This is a genomic window from Paraburkholderia sp. PGU19, assembly GCF_013426915.1.
GTDB lineage: Bacteria > Pseudomonadota > Gammaproteobacteria > Burkholderiales > Burkholderiaceae > Paraburkholderia.
On sequence record NZ_AP023181.1, the window covers coordinates 373,801 to 398,373 of the forward strand.

At 59.9% G+C, this 24,573-nt stretch carries 20 protein-coding genes and 2 pseudogenes; 14 read left to right on the forward strand and 8 right to left on the reverse strand.

The genetic code is table 11. The features are described from left to right. Positions 1-505: 505 nt before the first annotated feature. Positions 506-832, reverse strand: a complete 327-nt coding sequence (locus tag H1204_RS31580; protein ID WP_180733347.1) for a hypothetical protein — start codon at positions 830-832, stop codon at positions 506-508. Then, positions 804-1,217 (reverse strand): NUDIX domain-containing protein, encoded by a 414-nt coding sequence (locus H1204_RS31585; protein WP_180734478.1) that lies wholly within the window; start codon positions 1,215-1,217, stop codon positions 804-806. Before H1204_RS31585 ends, H1204_RS31580 begins: the two co-directional genes overlap by 29 nt. A gap of 269 nt (positions 1,218-1,486) precedes the next feature. On the opposite strand from H1204_RS31585, the gene H1204_RS31590 reads away from it, so the two are divergent. The 13 genes and pseudogenes from H1204_RS31590 to H1204_RS31650 all read left to right on the forward strand — a co-directional run bounded on the left by H1204_RS31590 (position 1,487) and on the right by H1204_RS31650 (position 16,611). After that, positions 1,487-1,747, forward strand: a complete 261-nt coding sequence (locus H1204_RS31590) for a hypothetical protein (RefSeq protein ID WP_180734479.1) — start codon at positions 1,487-1,489, stop codon at positions 1,745-1,747. Positions 1,748-1,835: 88 nt separating this feature from the next. Beyond that, a pseudogene (locus H1204_RS31595) lies at positions 1,836-2,351 on the forward strand (class I SAM-dependent methyltransferase); the annotation flags it as partial. Between the two features lie 47 nt (positions 2,352-2,398). After that, on the forward strand, positions 2,399-3,637 hold the full coding sequence (gene chrA, locus H1204_RS31600; RefSeq protein WP_180734480.1) for a chromate efflux transporter: 1,239 nt from the start codon (positions 2,399-2,401) through the stop codon (positions 3,635-3,637). Positions 3,638-4,302: 665 nt separating this feature from the next. Then, on the forward strand, positions 4,303-5,247 hold the full coding sequence (locus H1204_RS31605) for a dihydrodipicolinate synthase family protein (RefSeq protein WP_180734481.1): 945 nt from the start codon (positions 4,303-4,305) through the stop codon (positions 5,245-5,247). A 366-nt stretch (positions 5,248-5,613) separates the two neighbouring features. Continuing rightward, positions 5,614-6,765 (forward strand): branched-chain amino acid ABC transporter substrate-binding protein, encoded by a 1,152-nt coding sequence (locus tag H1204_RS31610; protein WP_180734482.1) that lies wholly within the window; start codon positions 5,614-5,616, stop codon positions 6,763-6,765. 343 nt (positions 6,766-7,108) lie between these two features. After that, a complete protein-coding gene (locus H1204_RS31615) occupies positions 7,109-8,077 on the forward strand; it encodes a 4-hydroxyproline epimerase (RefSeq protein WP_274608264.1) in 969 nt (322 codons plus the stop codon). Next, on the forward strand, positions 8,059-9,240 hold the full coding sequence (locus tag H1204_RS31620; protein ID WP_180734483.1) for an FAD-dependent oxidoreductase: 1,182 nt from the start codon (positions 8,059-8,061) through the stop codon (positions 9,238-9,240). Before H1204_RS31615 ends, H1204_RS31620 begins: the two co-directional genes overlap by 19 nt. Next, positions 9,233-9,499: a (2Fe-2S)-binding protein gene (locus H1204_RS31625; RefSeq protein ID WP_180734484.1), complete on the forward strand. Its 267-nt coding sequence runs from the start codon at positions 9,233-9,235 to the stop codon at positions 9,497-9,499. The genes H1204_RS31620 and H1204_RS31625 overlap by 8 nt, the downstream gene beginning before the upstream one ends. Continuing rightward, complete coding sequence (locus H1204_RS31630) at positions 9,496-10,764, forward strand: FAD-dependent oxidoreductase (protein WP_180734485.1); 1,269 nt, start codon at positions 9,496-9,498, stop codon at positions 10,762-10,764. Before H1204_RS31625 ends, H1204_RS31630 begins: the two co-directional genes overlap by 4 nt. A gap of 110 nt (positions 10,765-10,874) precedes the next feature. Further along, the gene (locus H1204_RS31635; protein WP_243468929.1) at positions 10,875-11,651 is read left to right on the forward strand and encodes an AraC family transcriptional regulator; all 777 of its coding nucleotides are present in this window, start codon (positions 10,875-10,877) and stop codon (positions 11,649-11,651) included. A gap of 640 nt (positions 11,652-12,291) precedes the next feature. Then, positions 12,292-13,928 (forward strand): annotated as a pseudogene (locus H1204_RS31640) (APC family permease). Positions 13,929-14,006: 78 nt separating this feature from the next. Beyond that, complete coding sequence (locus H1204_RS31645) at positions 14,007-15,599, forward strand: aldehyde dehydrogenase (NADP(+)) (RefSeq protein WP_180734486.1); 1,593 nt, start codon at positions 14,007-14,009, stop codon at positions 15,597-15,599. Then, the gene (locus tag H1204_RS31650; protein ID WP_180734487.1) at positions 15,592-16,611 is read left to right on the forward strand and encodes an Ldh family oxidoreductase; all 1,020 of its coding nucleotides are present in this window, start codon (positions 15,592-15,594) and stop codon (positions 16,609-16,611) included. Before H1204_RS31645 ends, H1204_RS31650 begins: the two co-directional genes overlap by 8 nt. 212 nt (positions 16,612-16,823) lie before the next feature. Here H1204_RS31650 and H1204_RS52995 read toward each other — a convergent pair whose 3' ends face one another. The 6 genes from H1204_RS52995 to H1204_RS31675 all read right to left on the reverse strand — a co-directional run bounded on the left by H1204_RS52995 (position 16,824) and on the right by H1204_RS31675 (position 22,349). Further along, positions 16,824-18,077 carry a S8 family peptidase gene (locus H1204_RS52995; RefSeq protein WP_346015769.1) on the reverse strand — a complete coding sequence of 418 codons (1,254 nt, stop codon included), beginning with the start codon at positions 18,075-18,077 and terminating at the stop codon, positions 16,824-16,826. Next, on the reverse strand, positions 18,014-19,315 hold the full coding sequence (locus H1204_RS53000) for a S8 family serine peptidase (RefSeq protein ID WP_346015770.1): 1,302 nt from the start codon (positions 19,313-19,315) through the stop codon (positions 18,014-18,016). Before H1204_RS53000 ends, H1204_RS52995 begins: the two co-directional genes overlap by 64 nt. Next, entirely contained in the window at positions 19,290-20,318 is a 1,029-nt protein-coding gene (locus H1204_RS31660; protein ID WP_180734488.1) for an ATP-binding protein, read from the reverse strand. Before H1204_RS31660 ends, H1204_RS53000 begins: the two co-directional genes overlap by 26 nt. A 218-nt stretch (positions 20,319-20,536) precedes the next feature. Beyond that, complete coding sequence (locus H1204_RS31665; RefSeq protein WP_180734489.1) at positions 20,537-21,064, reverse strand: RES family NAD+ phosphorylase; 528 nt, start codon at positions 21,062-21,064, stop codon at positions 20,537-20,539. Further along, the gene (locus H1204_RS31670) at positions 21,061-21,432 is read right to left on the reverse strand and encodes a DNA-binding protein (protein WP_180734490.1); all 372 of its coding nucleotides are present in this window, start codon (positions 21,430-21,432) and stop codon (positions 21,061-21,063) included. The genes H1204_RS31665 and H1204_RS31670 overlap by 4 nt, the downstream gene beginning before the upstream one ends. Before the next feature lie 407 nt (positions 21,433-21,839). After that, a complete protein-coding gene (locus H1204_RS31675) occupies positions 21,840-22,349 on the reverse strand; it encodes a hypothetical protein (protein WP_180734491.1) in 510 nt (169 codons plus the stop codon). A 731-nt stretch (positions 22,350-23,080) separates the two neighbouring features. Here H1204_RS31675 and H1204_RS31680 point away from each other — a divergent pair. Continuing rightward, entirely contained in the window at positions 23,081-24,526 is a 1,446-nt protein-coding gene (locus H1204_RS31680; RefSeq protein WP_180734492.1) for an IS1182 family transposase, read from the forward strand. The last annotated feature ends 47 nt before the right edge of the window (positions 24,527-24,573 follow it).

A 24,573-nucleotide genomic window follows, 5' to 3' on the forward strand; every position in this document is an offset into this window, starting at 1 on the left:
CAGTCGATGGAAGCGGCGTAGGGAGAATAAAGATGAAGTTTTCACACAGACTTGATTCGCATAACCCGGGACCGGTTTGGGGGCTCGTATTCGGTTTGTTCGTAACACTCGCGGGCGTTGGACTTTGGTGCGTTGCGAAGCTGTCACTGACTGCCGGCCGGTTTGACGAACCGTTGGCGGTCGCCGCAGTGCTCGTGGGTGTGTTCACAGCGATCTACGCGGGGCACGAACTTCGCCATCGATAGCCGTTCCCACATTGCTGGCGACGAGGCGCCTACGCGACCGAGAGCTGGCCTGCCTTGGCGACCTGATCCGAATACGCGGTGTGGCCGGTCAGGACGATCTCGCCTTGGCAGACAGTCGCGCGACCAGCGTGAACCCTTCACCGGCCGGCTGGAGAGATGAAATTCGCCACTGAGCGATTCGACGCGCTCGCGAATTCCCGCCAACCCGAAACTGCTGCGTGATTCCCGAAAGTTCGCGCCCGGGCCATTGTCGGTGAGTGTCACGACAATCTCATCCGCGCGCCGTCAGCCGGTGTGCGTATCAAGAAAATTTCAACGCGCGCTTCGCGGGCGAATGTCGACACGTTTGTCAGGGCTTCCTGTACCAGTCTGTAGAGGATGAGATTCAGTGCGTCGGAAAGTTCTGCGAAGTCTCCCTTGACGGTCAACGAAAGCGATGCGCCGGGCAAGTGAATACGCCCGTCGTCGACACACTGTTTCAGCGCACCCGGCAAGTGCCTCCCAGCGCGCTTTGACTGCTGGATTCCGACTGCGCCCGCGCGATCCGGCGGGTGGGCTTCAGCAGATGGCTTCATCAATGACGTCACTGCCGGCGGCCTTGCCCAGTGTCGTCACATTCCGGACAAAGAGTTCGACAATTCCCCGGGTCGGGACGCTGGCGGAGAGCGACGCAATCTTGGACGGCACGAACCACCGGCACCGCGCGATTTCATTCAGTGGTTCGGGTACGGCATCCACTGGCAGGTCGGCGACGAACACATGATGTAGCGTGCTACATCCCCGGAACTGGAAGTAATAGCTCATGCGCGAGACGATTAACCCGGTCTCTTCCTCGAGCTCACGGCAGGCGGCGGCTTCGGCCGGTTCGGCGCGCTTGATCCTCCCGCCCGGCAGTGCCCACCGCGCCCGCTCACGTGCGACGAGCAGAATGGTGCCGTCGCGTACACACAATACGGTAGCCCTGTTTTTCATACACTCCCTGCCGCGTGGGCCAGCAAGTCCCGGAGAGCCACTGCCGTCCGGCACAGAGTACTGTTAGCACATGTTTGAAGACCTGCACCGCGCACTTCCGTCTGCCGTAAGCATTTCGCATGCCTCATGCGCTAGTCTGCAGACGCATTCATATCGTGCCCATTGAACCACATGTCATAAAAATGTCACAATTGCCGTTTTGATGCCGACGATGTGCAGGACGGTGACGCGACAAACGCGTGTGCCTGCGAGAGGTATTGAGGTGCCCCATGACACAAACCTACGAGTACAACGGCTTCACACTGCGCGTTGCCGTCGAGTCCGCCTTCCGGTCGCACGCAGCGCATGCAGGCACCAACACACCGGGCTACGTTGCCGTGGTTCGAATTTGCGAGTCAGGCACCTCGGTGTCCAGATTCGCGCCGCTTCGCCTCGGCAGTACCGTCGGCCGGGCGTTCGCAAGCAAAGATGACGCGCTGACGGGCGGATACAGTGCGGCACGCACAATCGTGGACGATCTGGTTGGGTGATCGACGGAGAGCAGGGTCCGGAGGACACGTGAGCGATGCAGACTGCCGCCCCATCGATTCGAAATTTGCCTTCCACCGATTCTGATTTCAGCGAGTAGGCGTCGGGATGGATGCCGCAATCATCGACGTCGGCGGCGGTGCATCAACGCTGACCGACGACCTGGTTGCCCGCGGCTACAAAACCTGTCTGTGCTGGATATCTCTGGCGAAGCGCTGACCGTGGCCCGCAAACGACTCGGGCGAGACTCGGACCTCGTGCAGTGGATCGAGGCTGAGGTGACGTCTGCGCGATTGCCGAAACGGTTCTTCGATGTTTGGTACGACCGGGCTGTTTTCCACTTTCTCACGGTGGAGGCTGACCGCCGCCTATGTCGACCAGGTCATGCGCGCGGTGAAACCCGGCGGCCACGTCATAGTCAGCACCTTCGCTTCAGACGGTCCGACCGAATGTAGTGGCCTCCCCGTAATCCGGTACGATCCAGATTCGCTGCACGATGAATTCGGCCCAGCCTTCGAAATGGTCGAGCACGCGGAGGAGTCCCATGCCACGCCGGCAGGACGTGTCCAGCACTTCATCTACGGCCATTGCGTCAAGCCACACTGATTGGTGTTGGTAAAATTTGCCCTTGGATACCTCACATCCAGCAATACATGAAAATTGACATGCCCCCGCCACGCGGGGCCAGTGCAGGCACCGCGTTCGAAGTCCTTGCGGTGTTTCTCAAGTTGGGGCTAACGTGCTTCGGCGGTCCCATCGCCCACATAGGTTATTTTCGTCGGGAGTTCGTTGACCGGCGCCGCTGGCTGGACGAAGAAACGTACACGGACCTCGTTGCCCTCTGTCAATTCCTGCCAGGACCAGCCAGCAGTCAGGTGGGATTTGCGATTGGCCTGTTGAGGGCGGGTGGGCTAGGAGGGCTCGCTGCGTGGTGTGGTTTCACGCTGCCTTCGGTTCTCCTGTTACTCGGATTTGCCGTTGTCGCGCCGGGCCTTGGCGGACCGGTAGGTGGAGGATTGATCCACGGCCTGAAGTTGGTTGCTGTCGCGGTCGTGGCACAAGCCGTATTTGATATGGCGCGTCGCCTGTGCCCCGATCGGCGCCGCGCGGCCATTGCGCTCGCTGCTGTCGCGGCGCTTAGCGTCCTTACGACCGTCTATGCGCAGCTTGTCGTCATCGGACTAGGAGCGGTGCTGGGACTGGCGCTGTGTCGGACGACGGCTCCCGCAACGAAGGAAGGCGGGCGTCAACGCGCAGATGAGATCCGAGTGCATCGTCTGGTTGGCGGCCTGGCGATCTCGCTCTTCTGCGCATTGCTGTTTGGACTTCCCGCGATGAAAGGATTTTTTCACGCGACCCAGGAGATCAACGTATTCGAAGCCTTCTATCGCTCGGGCGCGATCGTGTTCGGTGGCGGCCACGTCGTACTCCCGCTTCTCCAGCAGGCAACAGTGGCAACGGGGTGGGTGACATCAAACGATTTCCTCGCCGGTTATGGCGCTGCGCAAGCCGTCCCCGGCCCTCTGTTTACTTTTGCGGCTTTCCTGGGTTGGGTGCTGGCGCCGACACAGAATCACTGGGCTGGTGCGGCACTCGCGACCGCAGGCATATTTCTCCCGGGGCTACTGTTGGTCCTGGCGGCGCTACCGTATTGGCAAGCCCTTCGTAGCCGCCCCTCGATGAATGCGCTGCTCAGTGGTGTCAACGCCGCAGTCGTCGGCTTGCTGGCGACCGCACTGTACTCTCCAGTCTGGACCAGTGCGATTCTTTCCGAGGCGGACTTCGCCATTGCAGCTATCGGCTTTTTCATGTTGACGCGCTGGAAAATTCCGCCGCTCGCTGTGGTCGTGTTTTGTGCGGTCGCTGGAATCGCGGAAACGGTCTTGCATTGACGGTACGTAGCTCATGAGCGGTTGGGAGCCGAATACATCATGGATTGCACGGCAGTCCCGCATCATCTACGGGGCCATCGTTCGACATCTCACGAACTTGACATAAGGCAAAGTTAGCAATCACCCCCAATTCATTTCGACCGCGAAGGATCCTCAGGAAGGCCAGGGACATAGGCAGGTGGACGGGCGTCTCGGGAAGGGCTACTCGCAAGCTCACTGCGTTCGCAACGTGCCTGCTTCGCTCCGGAGCGGCGACGCGACGGAGACACCGCCACGGGTGGTCAAGCATGAGCACATCCCGAGACGGCGCCTCTCGGGCCCAGATCTGACACGCAGGCACAGAACATACGTCGGTCGTCTGAAAAGCCGAGGGATTTATTCCCTGCGCGGCGGGACATTGCGCTACGCACCCGGATCGTCAGCCCTATGCGGAAATCGTCATCGCAGATGGGCCACGGGGACAAGACGGCGACGCAAGTGTTGCCTACGATTGTCAGCATGGACACGGTCACTGCGAGCGACGTCCATGCCGGCGCCGAGCCCCGGCCCCATACCTTCGATGGCGGGCCGCGGCCGCGTCGCATCTCGCTCGCCGGGATGAAGTGTTTTGCGCGGAAAATAGTCCGAAAGGCGCTTCCAAACTATTCAGGATGAAAGGAAACATCATGAGCAACAACATCTTCACAGGTACGATTCCGGCCCTTATGACGCCGTGTACCGCAGAACGCACGCCTGATTACGACGCGCTCGTCGCAAAGGGGCGCGAACTGGTCGATATCGGTATGTCCGCCGTCGTTTACTGTGGCTCGATGGGTGATTGGCCGCTTCTCACCGAAGCACAGCGTCAGGAAGGCGTAGCCCGCCTCGTTGCGGCAGGCATCCCGACGATCGTCGGCACAGGCGCAGTCAACTCGAAAGAAGCGGTTTCTCATGCTGCGCACGCGGCGAAAGTGGGGGCAAGTGGCTTGATGGTGATTCCGCGCGTTCTGTCTCGCGGCGCTTCGCCAGCCGCGCAGAAAGCCCATTTCTCGGCGATTCTTGAGGCTGCACCAGCACTGCCGGCCGTCATCTACAACAGTCCGTACTATGGATTTGCCACCCGCGCCGATCTGTTCTTCGAACTGCGCGCGAAGTATTCGAACCTGATTGGTTTCAAGGAGTTTGGCGGCGCTGCTGATATGCGTTACGCAGCCGAGCACATCACCAGTCAGGACGAAAGCGTGACGCTGATGGCGGGCGTCGATACGCAGGTCTTCCACGGTTTCGTCAACTGCGGTGCCACGGGCGCTATTACTGGCATCGGCAACGCGTTGCCGCGCGAAGTTCTCCAATTGGTCGACCTGTGCCGCAAGGCTGCCAAGGGCGATGTAACCGCGCGTCGTCAGGCGCGGGAACTCGAATCGGCGCTCGCTGTACTCTCGTCGTTCGACGAAGGGACCGACTTGGTTCTTTACTACAAGTATCTAATGGTCCTCAACGGTGATAAGGAGTATTCGCTGCATTTTAACGAGACCGACGTGCTCAGTGAGGCCCAGCGCCGTTACGCGAAAACACAGTACGAGTTGTTCCGCAATTGGTACGCCAACTGGTCAAAAGAAGTGAATGTCTGAGGCTTGATCACCTGCCTGGCCGGGCTGCGCACGGAATGCGGCTCGGAGGATGGCAACGGACATGCAGAGATGCAGCATAAGAAAGCGCCCGATCTGGGCGCTTTTTTTTTGTCCAGAACAAAACGGCGCGCTAGATAGACTTCGGGATCTCTTCTGGTAGACGCCAGCCCGAACCGCACCATCCGATATCGCAGCGACTATGCTGACTTCTGCATATCTTCTGTAGATTTTCCGCAAGACTGCTCGATTATTGGAATCTTATATTGCATCAGCCGACCTCCGGTAAAACCGGAAAACGAGAGGCAAGTGCCCGAAAGACCCGTAGGGATGCGGAGAGAGGGCAACACAATCGAGGAGAACGAAATAATGCAATTTCAGAGGACGGTCATCTCTACCGCGTTAGCATTGGGTACGGCCTTGGCTGGCGCACCATGCTCCTATGCCGTGTCAGCGGTTGATGTCAAGATCGGTTTCGCCGCCCCGCTGACCGGCGGCCAAGCTCACTACGGCGCGGATTTCCGAAGCGGCGTACAGCTCGCGATCGAGGACATGAACGCCACGAACCCGGTCATCGGCGGCAAGCCCGTGCGCTTCGTGCTCGACGCTCAGGATGATCAGGCCGATCCGCGCACGGGCACGACGGTCGCGCAAAAGCTGGTAGACGACGGTGTTGCCGCCGTCATCGGCCACTATAACTCGGGCACGAGCATCCCGGCAGCACCGATCTACGCCAAGGCTGGCACCCCCGAAATCGCCATGGCGACGGCTCCGTCCTATACGCGCCTGGGTCTGCCTACCACGTTCCGCCTGCTGACTTCGGACACGCAACTGGGCAGTGTACTCGGCGACTACGCCGTGAAGGGCCTTAAGTTCACGCGCATCGCGATCGTCGACGACCGCACAGCGTACGGCCAAGGCGTCGCTGAAGAGTTCGCCAAGGCCGCCAAAGCGGCGGGCGCGAACGTGGTCGTTCAGGAATACACGAACGATAAGGCCGTGGATTTTCGAGCGATTCTCACGAAGATCAAGGCAGCGAACGTCGATGCAGTGTTCTATGGCGGCGCTGACACCCAGGCCGCACCAATGCTGAAGCAGATGCGGTCGCTGGCGATCAAGTCAGTGCTGATCGGCCCGGACATGCTGCAGTCGGATAATCTGATCAAGGTCGCAGGCGAGGCATCTGAAGGCACGCTCGCCGCATCAGAAGGGAGCCCGCTCGCCGAGATGCCGGGCGGGAAAGCATTCGCTGACCGTTACAAGAAACGCTTCAATCAGCCCGTGGAATTGTATTCGCCCTATGCCTACGACGGCACGATGGCCGTATTTAATGCCATGAAGAAGGCAGACTCGACCGATCCACATGTCTTCCTCTCAGCACTGAAAGCCACGAACATGAAGGGTGTCACCACTTCCGAGCTGTCCTATGATCAGTACGGCGACCTGAAGTATGGAGGCGTAACAGTGTACAAGGTCGTCAACGGCGCGTGGAAGCCTTTGCAGACTGTGGGTACGAAGTAAGTGGAAGGCAAAAACGCGTGGTCGGCACCTCGTGCTCTCTGCCATGCCTGAAAAAAGGGCGGTGCCAACAGGCACCGCCATTCAGATTAACCGTAACTTCAAAATTGAGTTGATGCACCTCACCTCCCAATCTGATGCTCTGCGCCCGCCGTAAATCTCCTCATCTTTACCCCTCCCCGGTCGCTGAACCGCAACGGGAGGCTGAACTCGGTTGATTGGCACGTGCGCGGCTGGGTGCTGTCTGCGCTTTCCCCGGGTCTTGCTGCTTCATTTGCGAGCTATGCAGAAATCGTCATCGCGAGAGGGGCGTTGAAACAAGACGGCCTTACGCATGATGCCTACGATTGTCGACATGAACACCATTACCGTCATCGACTCCCATACCGGCGGCGAGCCTACCCGGCTCGTCGTTGAAGGCGGCCCTGATCTGGGACGCGGCCCGCTCGCTGAGCGGCTTGACATTTTTCGCCGAGACTTCGATCACGTTCGAGCAGGCGTGGTCAACGAGCCACGCGGCTCAGATGTGATGGTCGGCGCGCTGCTTTGCGAGCCACACGATCCCACCTGCTCGGCAGGCGTGATCTATTTTAATAACGTCGGTTTTCTCGGCATGTGCGGGCACGGCACGATAGGGTTGATTGTTTCACTCGCGCACATGGGGCGCATTGAGCCGGGCATGCATCGCGTCGAAACGCCGGTAGGTGTTGTAGAGGCCGAACTGCACGCCGACCGCAGCGTGACCGTACGCAACGTGCCGGCCTACCGTTATCGTCAAAGAGTGCCGCTTGACGTACCGGGCCTCGGCCGCGTGCATGGCGATATCGCCTGGGGCGGAAACTGGTTCTTCCTGGTTTCCGATCACCGTCAGTCGCTTGAATTCGAGTGCGTCGAGTCGCTCACGGACACGGCATGGGCGATCCGTGCCGCGCTTGAAACCAACGGCATCACCGGCGAAGGCAGCGCGGAGATTGACCATATCGAGCTTTTCGCGGACTCTACCGTACCCGGTCTCGACAGTCGCAACTTCGTGCTGTGCCCAGGGAAGGCCTACGACCGCTCGCCGTGTGGCACAGGCACAAGCGCGAAAATCGCGTGTCTTGCCGCCGATGGGGTGCTTGAGCCGGGCGCGATCTGGCGCCAGGAAAGCATTATCGGCAGCGTGTTCGAAGCGAGCTACGAGCGTCATAAAGACGCGAACGACTCTGGTCGACACTACGTGCGCCCGAATATTCGCGGCACGGCACACGTAAGCGCCGAATCGAAGCTTATTTTCACCGCGGACGATCCATTCGCATGGGGCATTCGCGCGTGAGCTTCCCGCTACATTCGCATCCCGACGTGATCGTGGTGGGCGCGGGTATCGTCGGCGCCGCGTGCGCGTACGAACTGGCGCAGCAGGGCGCGGACGTGCTTGTCCTCGACCGTGCGGGCGTGGGCGGCGGCGTGACGGCGGCGGGGATGGGCCACCTCGTGCTCATGGACGACTCGCCCGCCGAGTTCGCCCTGTCCGCATGGTCGCGCGAGTTATGGCTGGAACTTGCGCCACGATTGGGGCCCCGCGAGGCATTCGTGCAGTGTGGCACACTTTGGGTTGCCGTTGACGACGAGGAATACGCGCTCGCGCAAACGCGCCAGCAGGCGCTTGAACGGGCAGGCGTGTCCTGCTCGCTGCTCGACCCTATGGAGGTACGCGAAGCCGAACCTGCGCTGCGCGAAGGATTGCGTGGCGGCATGCTGCTTCCGGACGACGCAGTGGTGTATGCGCCTGCTGTTGCCGCATGGTTGCTGGCGCAACCGACAAAAGGCCGCGTGACGTGCAGGCTCGGTGCGCATGTCGCACGCGTGAATCCCGAAGGCGTGGTGCTCGCGGACGAAGAGACGCTCTCGACGGGCGCCGTGCTGCTGGCCAATGGGCTGCAAGCCGCCGAGCTTTTGCCCATGTTGCCGATGCAGGCGAAAAAGGGGCATCTGCTCATCACCGACCGTTATCCGGGCATTATCCGCCATCAGATACTCGAGCTCGGCTACATCAAAAGCGCACACAACTCGAGCGGCACGTCGGTGGCCTTCAACGTGCAACCGCGTCCGACCGGCCAGATCCTGATCGGATCGTCGCGTCAGTTCGATAGCCTGGACCCGGCTGTCGAGCCGGCGATTCTCGCACGCATGTTGAGCCGCGCCTCGCAGTATCTGCCAGCATTGCCAGCACTTAACGCGATTCGCGCCTGGACCGGTTTTCGGCCTGCAACAAGCGACGGCTTGCCGTTGATCGGGGCTGCCGCGCCGTTCCTGGATGATATGTGCCACGCTTCGACGTGGCTCGCGACCGGGCACGAAGGTCTTGGGGTAACGACCGCTCTAGCAACGGGCAAGCTGATTGCCGCGCAGATGCTCCATCCAGGCGATGCACTACCGATCGACCCCGCGCCTTACCAGCCTGCCCGCTTCGCACACGCAGGAACCAGTCATGCCTGACATGTTGACCATTATCGTTGACGGACGCAACGTGCGTGTCGCGCGCGGCAGTTCGGTTGTTGCAGCCATCGCGCTTGCGACGGGCACCGCAGGCGTGGTGACGCGTGGGTCCGTTAGCGGTGCTCAACGCGGACCTCTATGTGGCATGGGTGTGTGCCAGGAGTGCCGCGTGACTATCGACGGCGTGCGTCATCGGCTTGCGTGCCAGACGCTCTGCGCCGAAGGGATGAACGTCAAGACCGTAAAGTCTGAACTATGAATTTCGATATTCTGATCATTGGCTCAGGACCTGCTGGATTGCACGCTGCTGGCGTGGCTGCTGAAGCGGGTGCAAAAGTCGGCATTGTCGACGATAACCCGCTACCAGGCGGTCAGATTTGGCGACAAGGGCCACAGCATCGGCCAAAAGGCGCCGCGTGTGATGCAATCGGAGCAGTGGAGCGTTCCACGAGCGTCACACGTTTATCGGGAACGCGCGTCGTGCAGACACTTCGTCCACGCGAATTGCTCGTTGAAGACGCTGTGCGTGGCTATTCGATCGGCTACAGCAGGCTTATCGTGGCGACTGGTGCTCGGGAGCGTCTTTTACCGTATCCGGGCTGGACGCTCCCAGGCGTGACGGGCGCGGGCGGCTTGCAGGCGCTCATAAAGGGTGGCATGCCAGTGCGCGACGAGCGCATCGTCATCGCAGGAACCGGGCCGTTGTTATGGGCGGCGGCCGTGACCGCGCGCGAAGCGGGCGCACGTGTAATGGCCATCGTCGAGCAAGCGCCAGCGCATGCTGTGCGACAGTTCGCAGCGTCGCTCGTGCGTACGCCCGCGAAGCTGGCGCAGGCAGCGCGCATGCGTTTCGATCTGCGCGCGACGCCTTACATGTGTGGAGCGCATGTGAGTTCCGCGCTGGGCGAGCAGAAGCTATCGCAGGTGATTGTGCGGCAGGGAGTCGAGCAAACGTATATTGACGCCGATCGGCTTGCCTGCGCTTATGGCCTGGTGCCCAACACAACGTTGGGAATCGCGTTGGGCTGCGATATCGTCGAAACTCAAGGCGTGGTCGGGATCGTCGTCGACGATCTGCAGTCTACGACGCAGCCCGATGTCTACGCAGCCGGGGAATGCACGGGGGTGGGCGGCGTGGAACTGGCTGCAGTCGAAGGGCGCATTGCAGCACATGCAGCAGTCGGAAACGTAGCGCAAGCGCGTTCTCTCTTTGCGGAGCGGGAGCGTTACCGTCGGTTTGCTGCGCGGATGCATGCGGCATTTTCGCTCGATCCGCAGTTGCGTGGTCTTGCTACACCCGAGACTGTGATTTGCCGCTGCGAAGACGTCCGCTTTGCCGACGCCGCGCGACATCGCACCTGGCGCGATGCCAAACTCCAGACGCGCTGCGGCATGGGGCCGTGCCAAGGCAAGATCTGCGGAGAAGCAGCAGCATTCTGCTTAGGCTGGGCGCGCAAAGGTTCGCGCCCGCCGTTCTCCCCTGCACGCATTGGCACGTTGATGAAGGCGGAGACGCAAGTTTGAAGTGTCGCAATCGGGTGGTGTAAAAAGCGCCGCCCATTTATCTTCTGCAGTGTGCAAGCGACTGCGGCAAAGGCATAATCGAGCCGAACCCCGACTCGCCACGATTTACAATGCCCGACCTGCACCTGCCCGCTGATATCGAATACACGACGCTGACACAGATGATGGCGCACTTCTCGCTGCTCGAGCCGCTCTTCGATGTCATGCCCGATGTGGTCTTCTTCGTGAAGGATCACGAGGCGCGCTATCTGATCGTCAACGCTACGCTCGCCGCGCGCTGCGGTTGCAAAGACCGTCGCGCACTAATTGGCAAGACGGCAGAAGAAGTTTTTCCGTCGCGTTTCGGCCGCATATACGTGGAACAGGACGAAGCTGTTGTACGCGATAACAGTCGGTTGATTAATCAGCTCGAACTTCATCTTTATCCGGGACGCCAGCCCGGTTGGTGCCTCACCTCCAAGGTTCCACTGCACGACGCGAGGGGGCGCGTACTGGGAGTTGCCGGCATCTCGCGCGATCTCCGGGCAGCGGAGGGTACCCATCCGGCCTACGAGCGCGTTGCCATCGCGGCCAAATATATCCAGGACAACTATGCGCAGCCGCTGAGGCTCTCGAATCTGGCAACGCTCATAGACATGTCAGTTGCGCAGGTGGAGCGCTACTTCGACAAGGTCTTTCATCTCACGCCGCGTCAGATGCTGCTGAAAACGCGACTTGATGCAGCATCCGAACTGCTGGCAAGTGACTGGAGTATCACCGATATTGCCGCGCGTTGCGGTTACAACGATCACAGTGCATTTACGCGTCAATTCAAGGCGACGGTGGGGCTCACTCCGAGTCAATATCGTGCGCTGCTGCATCCGCAAGCAACGTCTTACGATCGGTAGAACGAACAGAAATCGCACGACGGGCATGCAATATTCGCAAGCAAATATCTAGGTGTTGTCCCCGATAGTTCTTGCGCCTGCGATTTGTTCCAGTGTGCCCGTCGCGTCAATTGTGCCGAATTCGTCGTGCTTAGGCGTGAAAGGCCTCAAGCCGTGAAGACTAGGGATAGCGATACTTCTTCGCATCGCCGCTGATCTGGCGCGATGTCTTTAACGAAGGAGATTGGCACTGTGAGTCGTGACGTTATCCAATGGAGCGAAGTGTTTTCCGCCGTCAGCACCCCGATTGGGCGGGATTTTTCCGTCGATATCCAAGCAACTCGCAGGCGCGTGAGCGAACTCGTGGCGGATGAGGAATCCAGCATGGTCGCATTCCTGTGACGTTCTAAAGCGTCGCCTCGATCTTCGAAAGCGACGTCACTCCTACGTAGGCGACGCGCTCGCATACGTGATGGCTTTAATGGAGCCGGCGCTTGCCACCGCTCCGGAACTGCCGGGCGTGGACCTGTTACCTGCACCGCGCGCGCAGCACAAATCAGCTACAACACGCGCAGCGCGCACCCCATTCAAGTATTGCTTCTGCGTGTCCATGCTGCAGCGGAACGCTCAAGCGCTTATTCCTAAATCAGGAGACTCGACTGTGTCTAGTCAAGGCAATATACATCGCTCGCTCCATGTCGGCGACGGCGCCCCAGTCGCCTCAAACGAACAGGCTGGCGAAGGACGCTTCAAGAAGCAACTCTCGCTCATTGACCTTACGTTCATCGGCCTTGGGGCCATCTTCGGTTCCGGCTGGCTGTTTGCGGCGAGCCATGTTTCGGCTATCGCCGGGCCTGCCGGCATTGTCTCGTGGCTGGTCGGCGGCTTCGCGGTGCTCCTGCTCGGCATAGTCTATTGCGAACTGGGCGCGGCGCTGCCGCGTGCAGGCGGCGTGGTGCGCTATCCCGTATACTCACACGGCCCGCTGCTCGGCTATCTGATGGGATTTGTCACGCTAATTGCGTTTTCGAGCCTGATTGCCATTGAAGTCGTAGCCGCGCGCCAGTACGCGGCTGCGTGGTTCCCCATGCTGAGCCGACCCGGTTCGGGTAATCCCACGATTGTGGGCTGGTTCGTTCAGTTGGCGCTGCTGTGCCTATTTTTCCGGTTGAACTACTCGAGCGTGAAGACCTTCGCACGCGCGAACAACCTCATAAGCATTTTCAAGTTCATCGTGCCACTTTCGGTTATCGGTGTGCTGTTCACGTTTTTCAAGCCTGCCAATCTGACCGCGCACGGTTTTGCACCGTTCGGTCTCTCCGGAATTGAAATGGCGGTATCGGCGGGCGGTATCATCTTCGCCTATCTTGGTCTCACGCCGATCATTTCAGTCGCGAGCGAAGTGCGTAATCCGCAGCGCACGATCCCTATCGCGTTGATTCTTTCAGTGCTGCTGTCGACCCTGATTTATGTTCTGCTTCAACTGGCGTTCATTGGCAGCATTCCGACCGAGACGCTCAAGAGCGGCTGGGAAGGGTGAGTAAAGCGTTTTCACTGCCCTACCGTGACATCGCGCTGGCGCTGGGCGTGGGATGGCTCGCGTATATGGTGGTGGCGGATGCGGCCATTTCCCCGAGCGGCTGCGGCAACATCTACATGAACGCGACGCCGCGCGTGGTGTACGCATGGGCGAAGACTGGCACGTTCTTTCGAGTATTCACTCGTGTCGACGCGGCTTCGGGCATTCCGCGCCCAGCTATGTGGCTCACTTTCGCGTTGGCCGTTTTTTGGACTCTGCCGTTTCCCTCCTGGGAGACACTCATCAATGTCGTCTCGGCGGCGCTGGTGTTGAGCTACGCAGTTGCACCGATCTCGGTTGCGGCGCTGCGTCGCAACGCACCCGATATGGCTCGGCCGTTTCGCGTGGGACGGTTCGGTATCGTTGGCCCTGTGTCATTCGTTATCGCCGCTTTGATTGTCTACTGGTCGGGCTGGAGCACGGTTTCCTGGCTGTTGGGGCTGCAGATCGTCATGTTCGTGATTTATCTGGCGGCGGGCCGCTTCGTGCCTACGCGCGAACTGAGTCTCGCGGAACAGGTGCGGTCATCTCTTTGGCTAATTGCGTTCTACGCCGTGATGATCTTGCTGTCGTGGCAGGGCAGTTTCGGTGGCAGCGGAGCGCTCGCACATCCCTACGACACTGTCGCGGTCGCGGTTGCAAGCCTCTGCATTTACCACTGGGGTGCTTATACGGGGGTGCCGGGCAGCAAGCTGCACCTCGAAGCCGAAGATCAATGACGGTACGTAAATCCCCGTAGCTATTCAATCGTTGATTCACACCGGGCCATGTCCGGTTGCTATATTGCAGGATGCACTATGACCATTGCAGGCCATTCCTTGATCGGCGCGGCAAGCGCGAGCAACACCAACGACGTCTTTAACGGTGTGAATGCACGGACTGGCGAACCGCTCGCTCCGGATTTTCACGGCGCGACGCTGGATGAACTGGAGCGCGCGTGTGCACTCGCCGATTCAGCGTTCGACACCTTTCGTGAAATCACGCTAGAGGAACGCGCTGTCTTTCTGGAAGCGATAGGACAAGAGATCGAGAAGATTGGAGATACGCTGATCGAACGCTGCATGACTGAAACCGGGTTGCCGCGTACTCGACTCGAAGGCGAGCGCACCCGCACGATCGGCCAACTCAAGCTGTTTGCGAACGTTTTGCGTAATGGCGATTTTCTCGACGCTCGCATCGATCCCGCCCTTCCCGAACGGAAGCCATTGCCGCGCGTGGATTTGCGCCAGCGAAGCATTGCGCTTGGGCCGGTGGCAGTATTCGGTGCATCGAATTTCCCGCTGGCGTTTTCTGTGGCGGGCGGCGATACCGCTTCTGCGCTCGCTGCGGGGTGCCCGGTGATCGTGAAAGCGCATTGTGCACACCCTGGTACCTCCGAACTCGTCGGACGCGCGATACAGTCTGCAGTGGCACGCTGCGGGCTACCGGAAGGCGTGTTTTCGCTGCTGTTCGATGGTGGAGTTGTCATTGGCCAAGGGCTCGTCGCCGATAAACGAATCAAGGCTGTTGGGTTTACCGGCTCTCGCGCGGCGGGCCTTGCGCTCATGAAGATCGCGAACGCCCGGGAGGAACCGATTCCTGTCTACGCTGAAATGAGCGCAATCAATCCCGTTGTATTGCTACCGCACGCTCTGGCGGCTCGCGGCGCGCAGATCGGCCGACAATTTGCAGCATCGCTTACGCTAGGGGCGGGCCAGTTCTGCACGAATCCGGGTCTCGTCCTGGCGGTGGACAGTGACGCACTTCGCGCATTCGAACAGGCCGCAAGCGCAGTGCTCTCCGACACCGCAGCACAGACGATGCTCACGCCCGGCATACACGCGAACTACTGCATGGGCGTACAGCGTCTTGATACATCGGAGCACGTCGAAAGACTAGCAAACGGCGCGACGGGAGGACGTTATGACGCTCAGGCATCGCTCTTTGCGACGAATGCTGCAGCCTTCGCGTCGGAACCGTCTTTGCATGAAGAGGTATTCGGTCCGACTTCGCTGATCGTGCGATGCAGCGATCTGAGTGTGCTGCACGAAGTCCTGAAGTCGATTGAAGGTCAGTTGACGATCTCCGTGCATATGGATGCGGCCGATCGGGATGCATGCGGCGCGCTTACCCCTACGCTCGAACGCAAGGCGGGGCGTATCCTAGTCAACGGATTCGGCACCGGCGTCGAGGTCGGCCACGCGATGGTGCATGGCGGCCCGTTCCCGGCGACGTCGGATGCGCGCACGACTTCGGTCGGCAGCCGCGCGATCGAGCGCTTCCTGCGCCCCGTTTCGTATCAGGACTGGCCGAACGATCTTCTGCCGCGCGCGCTGCGCAACGAGAATCCGTACGGACTTGCGCGCCGCGTGGACGGTGTGAGACGTCGAGAGGAAAATCAGGATGTCTGAACCAGACGACGTCTCGCTTTCGCTGAGCGACCTCTTCGACCTGGCCCGTAAGGTCCTTCTGCATCACGGCCTGTCGGCGGCGCACGCTGACGCGATCGCACGTGTCATTACCCAAGGGCAGCGGGACGAATGCCACTCACATGGCCTTTATCGTCTGCTCGGTTGTGTGCGTTCTGTGCTATCCGGCAAGGTGAATCAGCACGCGCAACCGACGATCCGTGACGTCTCGCCGGGCGTGCTTGCCGTGGACGCGCACTACGGCTTTTCACTGCTGGCGTTCGAGACCGGACTACCCAGGCTTGCCGAAAAGGCTCGCTCGCAAGGGATCGCGGCGATGGCGATCAATCGTTGCTTTCATTTTTCCGCACTGTGGCCGGAAGTGGAGGCCATTGCGGCGCATGGTCTTGTCGCGTTGGCGATGAATCCGAGCCATAGCTGGGTCGCGCCCGCGGGCGGCACCCGCGGTGTGTTTGGCACCAACCCCATCGCTTTTGCCTGGCCGCGTGCTGAAGGTCATCCGTTCTTATTCGATTTTGCAACCAGCGCGATCGCGCGTGGCGACATCGAACTACATGCGCGAGAGGGCAAGTCAATCCCTGCCCACTGGGCCATTGACCGAGAGGGCAGAGCTACTACCGATGCACGAGCCGCGCTTGAAGGGGCGATGCAGACGTTCGGCGGCCACAAAGGATCCGCGTTAGCGGCGATGGTGGAGTTGCTCGCGGGCGCCTTGATAGGTGATCTCACCAGCATGGAGTCGCAATCTCTTGACGATGGCGCGGGTTTGAGTCCGTGTCATGGCGAACTGGTGATTGCCATCGATCCAAAACGCTTCCTTGGCAGCGAATACGCAATTGGTGAGGCGCGCGCGGAGCGACTCTTTGAGGCGATCGTAACTCAGGGAGCGAGGCTCCCGTCTCAGCGCCGATTCGATGCACGCACACGTAGTGAACGTGACGGAGTGAGAGTTTCACGTTCGCTTTATAACGAAATAATGGAAGTTTTTCATTGATCGTTTCCTTGTGCATCTCGGCCTTGCTGCGTCGGGCGTTCGCAAGCAAGGAAAGCTCCAGCACTTATCATTAGGAATACTATATTTGACATAAATCAAATTAGCGACATTGCGTAGGAATCCATATTATGATTTTCGATGTATTCTGCGTCAAAGTGTGCCTGGAAGACGGCGTTTCGAAGGCCTCCAGGAACGCCTTTTTATTGTCGCGATCAGACCTCAATGACCAGCTTCTGTGCGATCGCATTGTACAGATCGATCTCCGTCTGTTGGGTGCGCAGGGAGACAATGAGGCTGTACCGGGTCGGAGACTCGTATCGCTCGAGTGCGGGACGGGTGCGCCACCATCCATTGGCAGGGTAGACGGCGATAAACCCACGGCTCGCAAGGTCTGCCGCGGTGCCCTCCCATACGTCCTGATGCAGTGAGCCGCGGTGGCGCTGGAACTCGCCAAGATACCAGTCGGGGTCTTTCGGATGCATCGGACCGACCGGATCGTCGCTGATGGAGGCGGCGTTGATCCGGGATACGAATTCTTCGACTGAAGGTTCAAGCGGCCTCTTCACGTCAAACCGAAGACGGTGAGACGGGTAATAAAACTTGGACGCAGAGCCTCTGGCCGATGGATTAGGTTCGACGAAATAAGACAACGTCACTCGCATCTGGACATTTGCTTGCCCAAGAGCTTCGAGCTCCTCGCGGGGCCACGGAAGCGAGTGCAGATTCATCTGACGGGTCACGATTTTCCCCTTCTCCTTCGCATACGGGAAGAGGGTGTCTTCGGCGACGAGGGTGAGCGAGTCACTGGCGCTCCACAATGCCCGGGCGAGATCTGGCGCGCCCCATCCGCAGTGCCGGATCAGATTGACGTAGTCGCGCTTGTTCTGTCTAGCCACACCTTGCGTCAGATACATTTTCATCATCCCGTCGGTCCAGTTGGCGGAATGGGCAATGAGTGCACGCACAGTTTCCGGCCGGAAATCCGGATACGCCGCCATCAGCTGAGCCGCCATGCGGGCACACAACGCCGATGCTGCGCTCGTTGCATTTGTCGTGGTGAAAAGGCGTTCGTCTGGACGGGAATTGGTCGTGAGCAGATTCAGGCTAGGAACGCCAATGGCGCCGAAATCATCCTTGCCGGCGTTTCCCCCCTCGAACACGACGTCGGGTTTCAGCGGCCAGGCGCTGTCCCAAGTGCGTGAAGTGGTAGTGAACGGACTGAGACAGCCATCGCCAGCGATGGCCTCGACTTCGGGCAACTCGGTGTCGATCTTTTCTGTGTATGCACCTACCGTAATGGCGTTCCACGCCTGGCCAGGATCGTGGATGAGGTTGGTTGACAGGCTGTCGGGGTAGGCCTTCCATGCTTCAGCGTCGCGCGTGTTACCAGCCGCGAGAACTATCAAGCGGGGAATGCGCCGTCGCCGTCTGCATCCGCCGCCAGCTTGTCGACCATTGCCGACCAAGAAGATGGCCTGCCCCGATCGCGATAATCGGAGGCACTAACGGCGGAAGCAAAGACGCGACGCCGTTGGCCCTTTCCGGATTCGGGGCGAGTGACCGCGTCCGAGAACAATCTCGCATGATGCCTCGCGTCGCCCTTGTTTGCGCCCTCGACGCTGGTGAGCTTTACCGATTCGAGCCGATGACTTATTGCAATCGGTTGAGCCGATGCGAGCGCATGTGTGAGATCGCCGAACAGGGCGAGACCGGCCAGACCGGATCCGTGATTGGCCTGATCATCGGTGCCCCATGCGGGCTCGACTGTATGCAGGTCGCCCTCAGCGATGAGGGACTGGATAAGGGGATGACCGCGGTTCACGCCGGAATCCAGAAGACAGATACGCGGCGTGGCGTCGCTCTCGTCGGGTATCTGCAGATGCGCGACCATATCGTCAAGCCACTCACGTTGCTCCTCTACCGGCATGGCGTCGAAGAACTCGGCCGTGTCCTTCGCGCGCCGGAGTTCTGCGACGCAATTGAGGGAGAGGGCAGACTTTGCGAACTGTTCCTGGGAGGCGTGCATCAGAAGCACCGTGCGTTCCGGGAAGTCCGCCTGCTTGTCGCTTACGTCACATCCGACAAGGGCAGCAGATCTTTTGAAGTCGTTCACGACCGATTGCCGCGACGACCGTACCGGCAACCATACCTCCCACCAGAATTTCTCGGTTTTATCGACCGGCAGAAGGTCAAGGTCGTCTGTCCATAGTGCCCGCACTTCCGCCGCCCGGATCGCTGCAATGGTATTGAGAAGCGGTGCGTGGTCGCGAGCCCCACCGTTGATGTCCTTCTTTTCTTCGAGGTACTCGGTGACGTATTTTTCGAAGTGGGCGAGCTTGCCGTCGGGCACGAAGACGTTCGCGAAGGTGGTTTCACCTTCCGTATAGACGCTCAGCAACTCTATCTTTTTCGTCTCATTGCCAAGACTCTGAAACGCAAGTTCAACGTTGGCAATGCCTTCAAACTGGATCTGAAGTCCGATGCCGCTTTCCATGCCGAACGCTCTCTGCGCAGTGGCTCTGGCCTGCGCTACTGATTCGAGCGCGCGCAGCTGCCCCATCAATGCGGCGCCGTGCTGGGCGCGAGGGAGAACTGGTGGGCCGGCCTTGTCACCACCGCCCTGATGAGCCGTAAAGTCTAAAGCGTCGGATTTGTCGCGAAGGAAGAAATGCTTTCGTTTATCGGCTTCCTGTTGATCCGCCATGTTTGCCTGCCAGGTCGTTATGTTTTAGTTTTTCGCTCAAACGGCGCCGCTCGGACAGCGCGCGATTGAGTGCGGCGACAGTGATCTTCGCCTCGTCGTGCATGACCGCATCCTTGATAGCCTCGTCGACCGCGCGACGCAGTTCCGCGTAGCTGAGGCCAGCGACTTTTTCGGAAACCGCTTTCGCCGGGAACGGCCTCGGCGCGTAATTCCCCATTCGTGAGCGGACGAGCCCGGTTGCCTGCGAAGGGGAGGGCATGTGGTATTCGATCACGTCGTCGAACCGCCTGAACAGGGCGTAATCGAGAATCTCGGGATGGTTCGTAGCCGCAATGATGAGGCTGTTGGACTGATCGTGCTCGATCATCTGAAGGAAGCTGTTCAGAATGCGTCGGACTTCCCCAACATCATTCGCAAGCCCCCGCTGCGATCCGATCGCATCGAACTCGTCGAAAAAATAGACCCCGCGCACTTCAGCAATCGCGTCGAAGACCTGGCGCAGCTTGGCGGCGGTTTCGCCCATGAATTTGGTGATCAGCGCGTCGAGGCGAACGAGGAAAAGAGGGATACCGAGCTCTCCGGCGAGCACTGACGCGGTCATGGTCTTGCCGGTTCCTGGCGGTCCCACCAGCAGAAGCTTCCGGCGTGGAGACAGCCCGTGATCGCGCAGGCGGGCGTTGAGCCGCTGTTCCTTCATGATGCGCTCAAGCTGCTCTTCGACCTGAGCGTCGAGAACCATGTCCACCAGCCTGCTCTTCGGATAGCTGACATGCAGCAGGTTGGCGAGGTCACCCCTCGGGCGCGCCAGAGGAACGAGATTCGCCGGTGAACCCGGGCCTCGGGCTTTGGCCGCGTCGATCAGATCGCGCAGCTCCTCGGCCAGCTTGCCGTGCCCGACCTTTGCCTCATGCGCAGCGACCTGCATGGCGACGGAGTAGAACTGTCCGTCGTCGCGGTCGATATGAGATTTCACGAGCGCTTTTAACTGATCTGCGCTGGCCATGACGGTCGCCTGAAGTGGTGTGCTGATAATTATCAGATTCCGCATTGTACCAGGCCTGCGCAGATGGCAGGCGGGCGCGTGAACAAAGGCGGAAGGATTCAGGACGTCGAGTTCAACGATAGGATCCAGCGTTGATGGAAATGCGGCTGTAGGGGTTGCGCAAGCGTCAATCACTGAGCGCGCCATCTATAGCAGCGGCGTGAGCCTCAGAGGGGTCTTCAACGCGGCCAACTTGCCTGGTCCCGCGGAAGTTGGCCATCCGGGTCGTTGACCTCGATCGAATTGCCATCGCCGAGGCGGTCGGTAAACACCACGACGTTTGTACCTCTCTCGTGGGTTTGGCTGGGAAACACAATGCCGGTAAAGCCCTGCTCCCGAACCATGTCACTGAGAACCCAGGTCGGGGGCTCGATGTGCAGCTCGAATTTCAGGTGCCGCCAATCCTCGCGCCAGTCGTGCCAAAGGTCGTCCCAAAGAGGATCGCGGTGGAGTTGCCGCAGGTCGACCAGATTACGCAGCGCGACGGTGTAGGAGCAGACCGTGCAGGGTGGCAGGAAGGGCGAGGTCTGCTGGTACTCGCGCAGAGCTGTCAGTTCTTCCAGCGACAAGTACAGTGCCTCGATACCTTCGCGGTTGAAGCGCCCGCCCTTGGCTGCGGCGCCCGCTCCACTGGCCGGCCGGCTGGCCCACCGGGGTGCATGTGCGCGGTAAAGCATAGTACCCGCCGGCAGGTGCGTCAGGATCATCCAACAAATCCTGCGCTGATCGACTCCAGATAGTCGATCGCATCCTCAGTCCGCCCATCCTGGAGCAGTTGCAGGATAGTCTTGTGGCGAAACGTGGGGATGGGCTGGTTCTTGACCAGAAACAGCGCTCGCTCGAAGTCCGGCTGTACCGCCACAGCTGCCGACAGCACGCGCATGAGGTCGCGCATGGTGGACTGGAGTTTTGGCGACTCAGGATGGGTGCGCAGCGTGTTGCGATGAACACCCGCCAAGGTTGCCAGGTCTTGCTGCTGCAAGCCCAAGACGTTGGCGAGGTTCGCGGCGGATAGACGGGACGTTCCCGCTTCACGCGCGGACTCAAGCACGTCGGCAAATGCAATGGCGCTCATGCGTCGCTCCAAGTAGCGAACTGTAAAAGCACATTATACGCACAGTTGATGCATAGCTCAACACTCTGCAGTGCACCTACCGAGTGCAATCCCTTCTTCCGCGTCATCTTGGGACGACAACTGCAGAGTTCGCATCTAATTTGACATAATTTTAATTATCGAACGATCGTGCTATTATATTTCCGGGCCTGCCTTGCCTAGAGTGATGCTGGCATCAAGAGCCTGTTGGCTTTTGCAGATCCACGACAGCTTACGTTGCGTGTGGATCATCAAGGCCAATGGCTCAGATCGACCCAACCCGGTCATCCAAGCGGATGTGTAGCGGAAATTGGAGACCCACGCCCGGTGCCTCACGCACGCGCCTTCCGCCGTCCTAGGAGTGTGGGCGGCAGAAGCCGCCCACACTCCTATGGCTCCAGATGATAAATGTCGAAGTCGGTGGCCGACAAGGCAAAGGCCCGGATGTGCAGGGTATTGCTGAAACTGGCGGCCACCGTGTCCATGACGCAGGGCTGGTGGAAATCGACCACCAGGTCCAGCGGCACGGGGTACGCAAGCGCCCCGCCCAGCGCTGCCATCAATGCGGTGGCGAACTGGCCCCCGGCATTGGCGCAGGAGATCGGCTGGCAGCCCATCGGCACCGTGTTGGGCTGCCAGGCACCGGCGCCATTGCCGTCATCGCTCAACACCAGCACCGTGTTGTTGGGCGGTGCGACGTCGCCGTACTTATCGTTCCAGCTCATGCCGGCCCGTGCTCGCAAGGGATCGACATGGCTCTGCAACGCCGCGCGCAACCTGGCGGCGTAGTTCTGCGCGAAGCTAGCGTTGATGGCTTGGTTCAACCAGCTCATCAGCGCGTTGACGTTGGCCCGCTGCGCGGGGAGGGCGTCCCACTTGGCAAGGAAGCTTGCGCGCACATCTTTGGCCCATTTCGCGGCGTCGGGGCGCGATGTAGTTCTGGTAGGCCGGCGTGTTTAACACCAGGTCGTTGGCGAACTGGACGATGTTCGCGTTCTTGGCGGCTGCATCGCCCAGCTGGGGCAGTGCCCAGGCGTTGGCATTGGGCTTCTGGGCTGCCTCCTGGATCTTCAGGGCGAACTGCCCACCCTGGCGGTGCAGGAGCCGGTTGTTCGCCTTCTGCGCCAGCGTGACCCCCGCCCTTGCCCGAAGGGCACATCAGGTGCTTGTAGAAGAACCCGTTGGGCGGCCGGTTGTGGCCGCCAACGAGGATGCCAGGGTGCGAGAGATACAGCGTCACGGGCGGCATGAGCCCGACCGTCCAGGTCTGCCGGTCGAGCACGTGTCCATGAGCATCTCGGGCGAAATTGCAGGGCATTGCGGCCTCCTTCTGCGTTGTTGGTCTGGCGATAGGAAGTTTAAACGGCCCACAGGTCCCGGTCTCGCATGGCAGCGGGCGAGGACGGCCTGTTCTACGGTTTTGCACACTTGCGCCCGTTTCGGGAAGAGGCTTGGGTCAGCGTTCACAGAGGCCAGATATCGCTCGCGGTGCGCGCTACTGCAAGAGGCTATCGCTCGGACCCGGAGCGGCCGCTTTGCGGCGCAGAGGCGAATGTCCGCAAATGGCCGAGAGTGTGTGAAAACGCATCTATCGCCTAAACTGAATCAACGCATTGAGACCGGGTGACTCATGAAGCGACTCGTTGAAGGCGATGACCGCAAGCAGGTCGCACTGCTTCCCGAATGCGTCGATGACTACATTGGCCAGGACAACCCAGTCAGGATCGTAGACGTATTCGTGGATGAGCTAGACCTCACCACGCTGGGCTTCAACGGTACGACACCCGCAATCACAGGCCGCCCGTCCTACCATCCGGGCGTGATGCTCAAGATCTACATCTACGGATATCTCAACCGGATACCATCGAGCCGGCGACTGGAGCGCGAATGCCAGCGCAATGTCGAGCTGATGTGGCTGACAGGTTGTCTCGCTCCGGACTTCAAGACGATCGCAGACTTTCGCCGCGACAACGGAGCGGCCATCCGCAACGTCTGCCGGCGTTTCGTCGAATTGTGTCGCGGACTGAAGCTACTATCCAGTGACATGGTGGCGATCGACGGCAGTAAGTTCAAGGCTGTGAACAGCCGTGACAGGAACTACACGCCTGGTAAGATCGACAAACGTCAGCAGCAGATTGAGGAGAGCGTTCAGCGATATCTCGACGCGATTGAAACCGCAGACCGGACCAGTCCGACGGGTTTCGATGTGGAGACCGTGCGCCTGTACGAGAAGATCGCACGATTGCGCCAGCAGATGCGGGAACTCAACCAGATCAAAAAGCAATTGTTGAAGCAACCGGACAGGCAGCTGTCACTTACGGATCCGGACTCCCGCTCCATGACCAGCGGAGGCAAAAGAACCGGAACGGTCGGCTACAACGTGCAGGCCGCCGTAGACACGAAGCATCATCTGATCGTTGAGCACGACGTTACCAATGTCGGAGGCGATCACGGGCAGCTCAGCAGGATGGCTGTGGCAGCAAAGGAAGCGATGGGCAAACCGGGACCAAAGGTATTGGCTGACCGGGGCTACTTCAGCGGCCCCGACATCCGCGCGTGCGATCTGGCCGGTATCACGGCGTATGTCCCGAAACCGCTCACCTCGGCATCAAGAAAGAAAGGGCTCTTTACCAAACGAGACTTCATCTACCTTGCCAGGACCGATGAATATCGATGCCCTGCCGGCGAGCGTGCAATTCATCGATTCACGACCGTAGAGAATGCGATGACACTGCGGGTGTACTGGACCAGCGCTTGCCCGCGTTGCCCGCTCAAGGAACGATGTTCGCCCGGCGACTACCGGCGCATCCGACGATGGGAGCACGAACATATACTGGAAGCCATGCAACGTCGTCTTGACCGCAAGCCCGAGGCAATGACCATCCGCAGAAGCACTGTCGAGCATGTCTTCGGCACGCTCAAGCACTGGATGGGTGCCACCCACTTCCTGACCCGCACGCTGGGGCGAGTGAACACCGAAATGAGCCTTCAGGTGTTGGCCTACAACATCAAACGCGTCGTAAATATACTTGGGGTTGCCAGAACGATAAAGGCGATGAGGATGGCTGGAAACTAAGGCCACGAGGGGCTTTCTCGCGCTCGAGACGGTACGTCAGCGCAAGC